The sequence below is a fragment of the Pseudomonas fungipugnans genome, assembly GCF_029955235.1.
In the GTDB taxonomy this organism is placed as follows: Bacteria; Pseudomonadota; Gammaproteobacteria; order Pseudomonadales; family Pseudomonadaceae; genus Aquipseudomonas; species Aquipseudomonas fungipugnans.
This window is the reverse complement of the sequence record NZ_JARBWL010000001.1, coordinates 1250359-1261734: the sequence shown is the minus strand read 5'-3', so window position 1 is coordinate 1261734 and position 11376 is coordinate 1250359. Positions and strand designations below refer to the sequence as shown.

At 58.0% G+C, this 11376-nt stretch carries 8 protein-coding genes; 5 read left to right on the top strand and 3 right to left on the bottom strand.

What is annotated here, in order from left to right:
- Positions 1 to 351: 351 nt before the first annotated feature.
- Entirely contained in the window at positions 352 to 1113 is a 762-nt protein-coding gene (locus POF45_RS05010; protein ID WP_259494888.1) for a gamma-glutamyl-gamma-aminobutyrate hydrolase family protein, read from the bottom strand.
- Between the two features lie 280 nt (positions 1114 to 1393).
- On the opposite strand from POF45_RS05010, the gene POF45_RS05005 reads away from it, so the two are divergent.
- The 5 genes from POF45_RS05005 to POF45_RS29750 all read left to right on the top strand — a co-directional run bounded on the left by POF45_RS05005 (position 1394) and on the right by POF45_RS29750 (position 7691).
- Positions 1394 to 2770, top strand: coding sequence for a glutamine synthetase family protein (locus POF45_RS05005; RefSeq protein ID WP_282315246.1), 1377 nt, complete (start codon positions 1394 to 1396; stop codon positions 2768 to 2770).
- Positions 2771 to 2987: 217 nt separating this feature from the next.
- Positions 2988 to 4478: an aldehyde dehydrogenase gene (locus POF45_RS05000; RefSeq protein WP_282315245.1), complete on the top strand. Its 1491-nt coding sequence runs from the start codon at positions 2988 to 2990 to the stop codon at positions 4476 to 4478.
- Positions 4479 to 4529: 51 nt separating this feature from the next.
- Positions 4530 to 5813: an NAD(P)/FAD-dependent oxidoreductase gene (locus POF45_RS04995; protein WP_259494884.1), complete on the top strand. Its 1284-nt coding sequence runs from the start codon at positions 4530 to 4532 to the stop codon at positions 5811 to 5813.
- Positions 5814 to 6268: 455 nt separating this feature from the next.
- Positions 6269 to 6817: a cupin domain-containing protein gene (locus POF45_RS04990; RefSeq protein ID WP_259494883.1), complete on the top strand. Its 549-nt coding sequence runs from the start codon at positions 6269 to 6271 to the stop codon at positions 6815 to 6817.
- A gap of 430 nt (positions 6818 to 7247) precedes the next feature.
- Positions 7248 to 7691 carry a hypothetical protein gene (locus tag POF45_RS29750; RefSeq protein WP_349016864.1) on the top strand — a complete coding sequence of 148 codons (444 nt, stop codon included), beginning with the start codon at positions 7248 to 7250 and terminating at the stop codon, positions 7689 to 7691.
- A 295-nt stretch (positions 7692 to 7986) separates the two neighbouring features.
- Here the strand turns inward: POF45_RS29750 and POF45_RS04980 are convergent, their stop codons facing one another.
- Entirely contained in the window at positions 7987 to 9366 is a 1380-nt protein-coding gene (locus tag POF45_RS04980) for an OprD family outer membrane porin (RefSeq protein ID WP_282315244.1), read from the bottom strand.
- A gap of 250 nt (positions 9367 to 9616) precedes the next feature.
- Positions 9617 to 10921: an MFS transporter gene (locus tag POF45_RS04975; protein ID WP_282315243.1), complete on the bottom strand. Its 1305-nt coding sequence runs from the start codon at positions 10919 to 10921 to the stop codon at positions 9617 to 9619.
- Positions 10922 to 11376: the final 455 nt, after the last annotated feature.

The window sequence follows — 11376 nt, the reverse complement described above, 5'->3', positions numbered from 1 at the left end:
CAGTCGTCGGGCCAACGTGGCCTGACTTAATAGTTGATTGCAAGCCCGTGTCAGGTAATGCCAGTCAATCGAAACGCTGATCCCTTGTGGGAGCGGGCTTGCCCGCGATGGCTGCGTGTCAGTCGACATCATCGTTGGCTGATCCACCGCTTTCGCGGGCAAGCCCGCTCCCACAGGGTTTTTCGTTTGAATCACTGACCCATTCCAATCAGGCTTATTCGGCGCCGCCGTCCTGGCTGCCTGGTAGTACTTGTTGTTATCGCGGTGTGTTGTTGTCGCGAGTGACCGGCGCGCAAAGGCACGCCCGTCTGGCTCACGGGGGCAGTAAAGGATTGAATTTGTTTTTTTGAATCAGCGCTGGTTACGCAACTCGGCCCGTCGCCGGCACGCATCGCCAAACGCCTGGAAAATACTCAAGTAGGGCGGGTTCGACAGCACCTGCCATTCCGGGTGCCATTGCACGCCGACAGCAAAGGTCGGGCTGTGCTCCACCGAGATCGCCTCGATCAAGCCGTCCGGCGCAATCGCTTCGCTGCGCAGGCCGGGCGCCAGGCGGTCGATGCCCTGACTGTGAATCGAATTGACCCTGAATTCGCCAGGCAACTGCAGCGCTTCGAATACACCGCCCGGTTGCACGGTGACCGTATGCGCCGGTGCGTATTGCACCGCCAGCTCCGGGCTGTCCGCCTCGCGGTGATCGAGCATGCCGGGCAACTCATGCACCTTCTGGTGCAGGCTGCCGCCGAACGCCACGTTCATTTCCTGGAAGCCCCGGCAAATGCCGAGCACCGGAACGCCCGCCGCGATGGCTGCACGTAATAAAGGGAGGGTGGTGGCATCCCGCGCCGGATCGTGATCCGTGCCGGGAGCGCTGGCCGGGCCTTGATAGTGAAAGGGCTCCACATTCGACGGTGAGCCGGTCAGCAACAGACCGTCGAGCTGCGCGAGCAGATCATCGATTTCGGTCAGGTCGCCTAAAGAAGGAATGATCACGGGCAACCCCAGGGCCGCGACGCTGACAGCACGCAAGTACTTGTCGCCGCTGACGTGGTAGGGGTGCAGGCCAATCTGTTTGACGCACGCAGTAACGCCGATCAATGGCTTGAATGCCATTTTTATCACCTCGAAGTTTCACACTTGAACGAGCTTTTCCGGAGCTTAGCCTTGTTGATTTTAATTAACAACTCTCATGTAAAAAATTCTAAACGCCGATCGTCCGAAGCTGAGGGACTGCGCGGCTCTGGCGTCGGATCTGGCACTCTCGTGCCCAAAAAAGCCCCTGAAATAAGCCTTGAAAGGCCATGTGTTCGCTATTGACTTCACTTTGCCTTTCGGATTGACTGGGCTCGTGACAGGGTAGTGAACATAATAATTAACAGCTAATAGGTGCATCATGTCGGTCCCTCTGCGTGCCGTTCAACTCAACGAAGCAAACGCATTCCTTAAGAAATATCCTGAGGTTTTGTACGTCGACCTTCTGATTGCGGATATGAACGGTGTGGTGCGCGGCAAGCGCATCGAGCGCACCAGTCTTCATAAGGTCTACGAAAAAGGCATCAACCTCCCGGCCTCTCTGTTTGCTCTGGACATCAACGGTTCCACGGTGGAAAGCACCGGCCTGGGTCTGGACATCGGCGACTCAGACCGAATCTGCTTTCCCATCCCCAATACCCTCAGCATCGAGCCGTGGCAGAAGCGCCCGACTGCGCAACTGCTGATGACCATGCACGAACTCGAAGGCCAGCCGTTCTTCGCCGACCCTCGCGAAGTGCTGCGTCAGGTGGTGAGCAAGTTCGATGACATGGGCCTGACCATCTGTGCGGCGTTCGAACTGGAGTTCTATCTGATCGATCAGGACAACGTGAACGGTCGTCCGCAATCACCACGCTCGCCGGTGTCCGGCAAACGTCCGCACTCGACTCAGGTGTACCTGATCGACGACCTGGACGAATACGTCGATTGCCTGCAAGACATCCTTGAAGGCGCGAAAGAGCAGGGCATCCCGGCGGACGCCATCGTCAAGGAAAGCGCCCCGGCGCAATTCGAAGTCAACCTGCATCACGTCTCCGACCCGATCAAGGCTTGCGACTACGCGGTGCTGCTCAAGCGTCTGGTGAAGAACATCGCCTACGACCACGAGATGGACACCACCTTCATGGCCAAGCCGTATCCGGGCCAGGCGGGTAATGGTCTACACGTACATATTTCGATTCTCGACAAGCAAGGCAACAACATCTTCGCCAGCGAGGATCCCGAGCAGAACGCCGCACTGCGTCACGCGATCGGCGGTGTGCTCGAGACCCTGCCGGCGCAGATGGCTTTCCTGTGCCCGAACGTCAACTCGTACCGCCGCTTCGGCGCACAGTTCTACGTGCCGAACTCGCCGAGCTGGGGCATCGATAACCGCACCGTAGCGGTACGCGTGCCGACCGGTTCCGCCGATTCGGTGCGCATCGAACACCGCGTCGCCGGCGCCGATGCCAACCCGTACCTGCTGATGGCCTCGGTCCTGGCCGGTATTCACCACGGCCTGACCAACGAAATCGAGCCTGGGCCACCGGTCGAAGGCAACAGCTACGAGCAGAACGAACAGAGCCTGCCGAACAACCTGCGCGATGCCTTGCGCGAGCTGGATGACAGCGAAGTCATGGCCAAATACATCGACCCGCTGTACATCGACGTGTTCGTGGCGTGCAAGGAAAGCGAGCTGGCGGAGTTCGAGAACTCCATCTCCGACCTTGAGTACAACTGGTATTTGCATACCGTTTGATGGTCTGAACCTCGATCATTTAAAGATGAAAGGTGTGTGACAACGTATGCACACACCATCAATCCCTGTGGGAGCGGGCTTGCCCGCGATGGCGTCATTACTGTCGATATTGATGGTGACTGACACACCGCTATCGCGGGCAAGCCCGCTCCCACAGGGGATTGCATTTCAAGTTTTAAACTGAAGATCAACTATTCCTCTGCGTCGAGTCACAACAATGACAAACACTCGCAGCGACTGGGAACAACGCTTCCAGTCCCTCACACTCGAAGGCCGGGCCTTCATCGATGGCCAGTACGTCGCAGCACTCAGCGGCGACACCTTCGAATGCCTGAGCCCGGTCGACGGCCGTTTTCTGGCCAACGTCGCCAGCACCGATGAAGCCGACGCCAACGCAGCCGTCGCCGTTGCGCGCCGCACCTTCGAATCCGGCGTCTGGTCCAGGTTGGCCCCGGCCGAGCGCAAGCGCACCCTGATTCGCTTCGCCGACCTGATCCTGGCCAACCAGGAAGAACTGGCACTGCTCGAAACCCTGGACATGGGCAAACCGATCAGCGACTCCATGGCCATCGACATCCCGGCGACCGCCAACGCGATCCGCTGGACTGCCGAAGCCATCGACAAGATCTACGACGAAGTCGCCGCCACGCCCCACGATCAGTTGGGCCTGATCACTCGCGAACCGGCCGGTGTGGTGGCCGCCATCGTGCCGTGGAATTTCCCGCTGATCATGGCCAGCTGGAAGTTCGCCCCGGCGCTGGCGGCGGGTAACTCGTTCATCCTCAAGCCTTCGGAAAAGTCACCACTGACCGCGATCCGCATCGCCCAGTTGGCGCTGGACGCCGGCATCCCCGCAGGGGTGTTCAACGTCCTGCCGGGTTACGGCCACACCGTTGGCAAGGCGCTGGCGCTGCACATGGACGTCGACGTGCTGGCCTTCACCGGCTCCACGGCGATTGCCAGGCAACTGCTGATCTACGCCGGGCAAAGCAACATGAAACGCGTCTGGCTCGAAGCAGGGGGGAAGAGTCCAAACGTGGTGTTCGCCGACGCGCCGGATTTGCGCGCGGCAGCACAGGCAGCGGCCAGCGGCATTGCCTTCAACCAGGGCGAAGTCTGCACCGCCGGTTCGCGTTTGCTGGTGGAGCGTTCGATCCGCGAGCAGTTCATTCCACTGCTGGTGGAAGCGCTGCAAGCCTGGAAGCCGGGGCATGCGCTCGATCCGGCAACCACCGTTGGCGCCGTGGTCGATCAACGCCAACTGGACAACGTGTTGCGCTACATCCAGGTCGGCAAGGACCAGGGCGCGCAGTTGATCGCAGGCGGCAGCCGCACCCTCGAAGAAACCGGTGGCCTGTACCTGCAACCGGCGATTTTCGATGGCGTGACCAATGCCATGACCATCGCCCGGGAAGAGATTTTCGGTCCGGTGCTGTCGCTGATCACCTTCGACACCGAGGAAGAGGCGCTGGCGATTGCCAACGACAGCATCTTCGGCCTGGCCGCAGGCGTCTGGACCCGTAACCTGAGCAGGGCCCACACCTTCGCTCGCGGCCTGCGGGCCGGCAGCGTCTGGGTCAACCAGTACGACGGCGGCGACATGACTGCGCCGTTCGGCGGGTTCAAGCAGTCGGGTAACGGTCGGGACAAATCGCTGCACGCGTTCGACAAATACACCGAACTCAAAGCGACCTGGATCAAGCTCTAACCTATTAAAGCGGTGGCTGCCGGCACGTACCGGCGGCCCTCGGAGAAACCTATGAAACAGACTCATGTAAACAGCTACTACGCCGCCACCACCCATCGCATCGGCGACTTCCCGGTGCTTGAAGAACTGGTGGAATGCGACGTCTGTGTGATTGGCGCCGGCTACACTGGCTTGTCCTCGGCGCTGTTCCTCGCCGAGGCCGGCTACAGCGTAACTGTGCTCGAAGCCGCCAAAGTCGGCTTCGGCGCCAGCGGTCGCAACGGCGGGCAACTGGTCAACTCCTACAGCCGCGACGTCGATGTCATCGAAGAACGCTACGGCGACAAAACCGCCGAAGTGCTCGGCAGCATGATCTTCGAAGGCGCCGACATCATTCGTCAGCGCATCCAGCACTACGACATCCAGTGCGACTACCGTCCGGGCGGTATTTTCGCCGCGCTGAACAAGAAACAGCTCAAAGGCCTGGCCGAGCAGAAAAGTGGCTGGGAGCGCTACGGCAACAAAAACCTGACCCTGCTCGATGCCAACGACATGAAGCGCGAAGTCGGTTGCGACAACTACGTCGGCGGCCTGCTGGACATGCAGGGCGGCCACATCCACCCGCTGAACCTGGCCTTGGGCGAAGCCTCGGCCATCATCGGTCTGGGCGGCAAAATCTATGAACAATCGGCGGCGGTGGAAATCACCTACGGCGAACCGATCACCGTGCGCACCGCCAAAGGTGTGGTTCGCGCCAAATACCTGCTGATTGCCGGCAACGCCTATCTGCCACAGGATCTCGACAACCGCGTCACACGCAAAAGCATGCCGTGCGGCTCGCAAATCGTCGTCACCGAGCCGCTGTCGGAAAAAGTTGCCCGCAGCCTGATCACCAACAACTACTGCGTGGAAGACTGCAACTACCTGCTCGACTACTACCGCCTCACTGCCGACAACCGCCTGTTGTACGGCGGTGGCGTGGTCTATGGCGCTCGCGAGCCGGACGACATCGAACAACTGATCAAGCCGAAAATCCTCAAGACCTTCCCGCAATTGAAAGACGTGAAGATCGACTACCGCTGGACCGGCAACTTCCTGCTGACCATGTCCCGCATGCCGCAATTTGGCCGCATCGAGAAAAACGCCTACTACATGCAAGGCTACAGTGGCCACGGCGTGACCTGCTCGCACCTGGCCGGCAAACTCATCTCGGAAATGATCCGCGGCGACGCCGAGCGCTTCGATGCCTTCGCCTCACTGCCACACATGCCGATGTTCGGCGGCCGCACGTTCCAGGCGCCACTGACCGCGATGGGTGCCGCGTATTACGCGCTACGGGACCGGTTCGGTATCTAACCTCAAGTCGCACGCATAACCCTGTGGGAGAAAGCTTGCTCGCGAAGACGGCAGCACATTCAGCATCAATGTGCCTGACCCACCGCTTTCGCGGGCAAGCCCGCTCCCACACGGGATCTGTGTCGAACACCAATTTTATGTTCACTGAGGATCAACTGTGGGAGATGGACACAAAATTTGAGCCCGACCGCAATCAACTGTGGGAGCGGGCTTGCCCGCGAAGACGGACTGTCAGCCTGCATCAATACCACCTGACACCCCACAAGCCCCACCCACCAAGGCTCAACACCCTTTTTCCACCACCATTCATCGAACCTGCTGAGCAACACCCACAAACATGATTTAATACCCGCCTTTCAAGGTTCCGGGACAGGGAAGCGGTGTTCCACGCGGCCAAAAGTCGCCCGCCATCCACCCCCATTACCCCTTAAGTCGATCTCAACATAAGGCAGTCAATGGACACGGGCTCACGACTCAAACTAGTACGCGAAAGCTACAAACTCTCCCAGCGTGAGCTGGCCCGGCGTAGCGGCGTCACCAATGCCACCATCTCCCTGATCGAACAAAATCGCGTCAGCCCCTCTGTCAGTTCACTCAAGAAACTGCTCGAAGGCATCCCCATGTCCCTGGCGGACTTCTTCACCTTCGACCAGCCACCGCGCGAACACCAATACGTATTTCGCGCCAATGAACAGCCAGACCTCGGCCGCGACGGCCTGCGCCTGCTGCTGATCGGCGCCTCCGTGCCGAGCCGGCAGATGCGCTTGCTGCGCGAGCAATACGCGCCGGGAGCGAGTTCCGGGGAAGAGCCGATCGTGCACGCTGAGGGGGAGGAGTGTGGGCTGGTTACACGGGGGACGGTCGAGCTGACGGTGGACGGGCAGGTGAGTGTGTTGAATGCCGGGGATGGGTATTACTTCCCGACGACGTTGCCGCATCGGTTCAGGAATATCGGGGCGGATGAGGCGGAGATCATCAGTGCCAACACGCCGGCCAACTTCTGAACTTTATAGTGTGCGCTGACCTTTAGCGGCGCACCTGAATGCCTGGACAAATCAGCGCTGGGTTTGTTTTCTGGCAAAGCAGAATTGACAACCCGGCTCATCCAAAACATTCTTTGCCCATGACCAACACATTCCGTATGAACATGATGTCGTATGAACATGATGTGCTCCCCCATGACCGCCTCTGGCGGGCCATGAGGTCATGCGTTCACAGGATTTGACGTAAGCACCCAAGGCCCCGCCAGAAATGGACGGGGCTTTTTTGTTCTCCGTCCACCGATGGCTGAAGGAGAATGAAATGTTCGAAATCAGACGCGCCACACCAATTGGCGTGTGTGCCTATGGTGAAGGGACTTTTGATGTGATCGGGAAGCGAGGTAGAGGGTAGAACAGCTTATAAAAAACCCGCAGCGATGCGGGTTCTTGTTAGTTGAAATCAAACCTGTGCCAATCAGTGCTGCATGGATTTGCACTGATTACGCAGCCCATCGTCCTTGATGTTGTTGCAACTGTCCGAGCCTTGTTTGGCCTTGCAAAAGTTGCGCTGGTCATCATCGCGGATGTTTCCACAATCACTGCCCCCTGTTTCCCCTTTGCAGGCATTGCGCATGTCGTCATCCTTGATGTTTTGGCAGCCCCCCGAGCCCTGCTTGGCCTTGCAATAGTTGCGCTGATCATCGTTGCGAATATTTCCACAGTCGCCAGTGCCTTCTGTTTCCGCTTTGCAGGCATTGCGCTGGTCATCATCCTTGATGTTTTGGCATCCGCCCCGGCCTTCCCGGGCTTTGCAGTAGTTACGCTGATCATCATTGCTGATGTTGTCGCAGCTGGCGTAAACGTAGCCGCTGAACATCAACAACACTGCGAGGATTAGTCTCATTGCACACTTCCATGATTTGCCAGGGGGCAGCCGGGCGCTGTGGGTTCACGCTGAGATAGCAGGGTGATTCGCCATCATATTGACATCAATTTGAAGGGAAGTTCCGAGGCGGATTGCGCGAAGAAATACGTGGAGCAGAACACCCTGTGCGCTTGAATTATTCAAGCACGAGGGGCGGTCTAATCACGCAAGGTGTGTGGGGCGGACGCTTGGAAATAATGTCCTCACAACCAACACCCACATAAACGAAAAAACCCGCCAAGCGGGTTTTTTTAGGCGATCAGCGCGCTTACAGGAAGTTGTAGGTGTAATTGAAAATCAGACGGGTCTGGTCCTGGTTCGCGACCCCGGTTCCGCCCGAGTGGTAGCTGCCAGTGCGTAGTGTTGTACCGAAGCCCTTCAGGTAGCCGCTCTGAACCACGTAGTCGACACCGGCGTCACGCTCCCATTCGGTGTGGTCTACGCCAGCAAGTGTCTTGTCCTTGATATTGTCGCCACGCAGATAGTTGACGAAAGCGCTCAAGCCGGGGATGCCGACTCGCGCGAAGTCGTACGTGTATTGACCGAATGAAGTGTCTTCACCTGCTCGAATGAAACTGCCGATCACGGAGTTGGTGTACAGGTAGAAGCTGGTTCCGCCGTTGTCTTCGCTGTTGGAACCGTTAGCCGCCAAAGGCTTGCCGTCTTTGGTGACGTTGCCCTGGTTCAGCATGACGAAACCACCGTCATCACTGACGCTCTGATAGCCAAGCATGAATTTGCTACCGCCCAACTGGTAGGTAAACATGGTGCTCCAGGTGACGTTATCAACTTCATTGGCGTGCTTGGCGTAACCACCGTTGTTGTTGAACGCGTAACCGGCGGCGCCGCTGCTGTTCTTGCCGTCAGAGCTGCTGTTGAAGTAGCGCAGATCAGTCTTGAAGGACTGGTCGTCACCCAGTGGCAGTACGTGGATCAAGCCCAGGAAGTTCTGGTTATAAAAGTTTTCCAGGTTGGCGTAGTAGTACTGCAAGGTCAGGTTTTTGTTGACGCTGTAGTCACCGCCGGCATAACGGAATTGGTTGCTGCCCTCGGTTGCGCCTGCCACCGACAGCGCCGTGCTGTTGGTCGATGCGCGGCCAGTGGAGTGTTCCAGCTGACCAGCGCTCAGCGTCAGGTTGTCGATTTCCCTGGAGGTCAGCATGGCGCCGTCAAAGTTTTGCGGCATCGCGCGGCTGTCGGTCGCCATCATGATTGGCAACTGAGGAAACAGAGCGCCACCCACATGCAATTCAGTTTTGGACAGGCGCAATTTGACGTTTGCGTCCCCACGGGCCACGTCGTCCTCAGCCGAGTTGTCGCGCTCGCTTGGCCAGAATGAGTTGCCTGTACCTGGGTGGTGACCCGGACCGCCATCGAGGTGCAGGCCGTAGAGCATCTGAGCGTCGACACCGACCCCGATCATGCCTTGGGTGAAGCCGGATCTGTAGTCAAGTTTCAGCACTTCAGCGGTTTCGCGTTGGTTGTTTGCACCCGCAGAGTGATCATCGTTCTCGTAGTAATAGGTGCGGGTACTGAGGGCCAGCTTGCTGTCCTCCAGGAACCCCTGTGGCTTGGCCGCATCATCTGCTTGAGCATGAAGAGACAGCGCGGCCAGCGCGATAGCGGTCGCGAGATGTTGTTTTTTCAATGTAATGCTCCTCGGTGTCATTTTTTTATTGAATTTTGCTGTCCGGCTCTTTGTACGGATCAGCGCTGCATAAACATTTGAATGGTTGTGGGCTGGCAGTTGAACGCGCTGTCGCTGACCGAGAACATTGGGAACGTGTTCGCAGAATTCCGGGGGATTTGGTTGAAGTCAGGCGACCCTGTCGTAACCACTGTTCATACGACGCAGCGGTGAGATACAAGCTCGAACCCACAACGCGGGCTCGAGCCAATCACAAAGCCGAGCCTTGATGGGAGCCCATCACATTGAGAGGCTGTGGCCCCGGTCCGGACGTTATTTCTCGGGCAACGGCCCAGACGATAATGGCCGCGGCGATGTCAAAAATCGCCAGCACCACGAACAGCGGGCTGTAGCCAATCTGTGTCACCAGAACGCCGAATACTGCCGTGAATGCAGCAGCCCCCAGGTAGCCGAACATGCCGCCCATACCGGTAGCCGTCGCCACTTCGTTTTTACCGAACGAGTCCGATGTAATTGAGTACAGCGCGCCCGACAGCGTCTGATGGGCAAAGCCACCGACACACAGCAGGGCGATCGCGGTGTAGGGACTGTCCACCAGACCGATGCAGGCGGGGCCGATCATGCAGGAACAACCGAACAGCAAAACCATCTTGCGCGAAGTAAACAACGACACTTTGCAGTAACGGTGGAACAGCGGGCTGAGGTAACCACCCAATACGCAGCCGATGTCCGCAGCCAGGAAGGGTAGCCAGGCAAACATGGCAACTTCCTTGATGTTCATGTGCCGTTCAGTCATCAGGTACAGGGGGATCCAGGCATTGAACGTCTGCCAGGCCGGTTCCGACAGAATCCGTGCAGAGGCGATCGCATAAAAGTTACGGCTGCCAATGATCTTCTTCCAGCTGCCTTTTTTCGACGTGGCTTCCTTGAAGTGGGACTCCTGCCCGGACAGGATGTAATCGCGCTCGCTATCGCTCAGGCGTTGTTGATCACGCGGATGCTTGTACAACACGAGCCAGAGAAAACTCCAGATCAGCCCCAGCCCGCCCACCATCAGAAACGCCAGTTGCCAGCCGCTTTGCAGGATGGCCCAGACGACCAGAGGCGGCGCGAGCAGGGCGCCAATCGATGATCCAATGTTGAACCAGCCGATGGCGACTGAACGCTCCTTGGCCGGAAACCATTCGGTGGTGGCCTTGACCCCGGCCGGCAAGCCAGCGGCCTCGGTGAGCCCTAGCAAGGCGCGAACGAATGCCAGGCTTTGCCAGCCAGTCGCCAACGCAGCCGCTGCACAGGCAGCCGACCAGGCCAGGGCAAATACGGCAAAGCCCATCTTGGTCCCGATGGCATCAATGATGTAGCCCGCCACGGGCTGCATGAATGCGTAGGCCAATTGCCAGGCGACCACGATGTGGGAGTACTGCTCGGTCGAGATGCTCAATTCGCTCATCAGCGTTGGAGCCGCGACCGACAGGGTGTTGCGGGCCAGATAATTGACAATCAGACCCGCCGTTACCAAGCCGACCATCCACCAGCGGATGCCTTTGATTTTCATCCCTTCACCTTGATTTATTATTGGATTGAAGTGTGTGACGTCCCGCTTCGCATCGAGGATGTCGAGTGCACGACGAACACGATCAGGCCCTGCGCGAGACTGACTCAGGCAGCAGAGACCTTGCGGGTGTGCACATCGACCAGCGCGAAAACGGGTAGAGCGATTGGGAAAACGGCTACGCGGGATGCAGTCATCATGGGGATAACACTCAATGTCTTATTTTTATAATCGAAAACCTATATGTTGTAGGTCGTCGTACATCTTTCGCATTTATAGCGAGTCTTGTGTTCACGTGTCAACTGGCTTTCAGCCCATCGGCAGGTATTTACGCTATCAATAAAAGCGAATTTAAAGGGGGCTAAGAGATGTTGTGTCCGTCATGCGCGTCGCATTGACGGACTTTGGTTTGTTGTACGACGACGTACCAATATGCTTGCAGGGCGATCTGCCAGGCG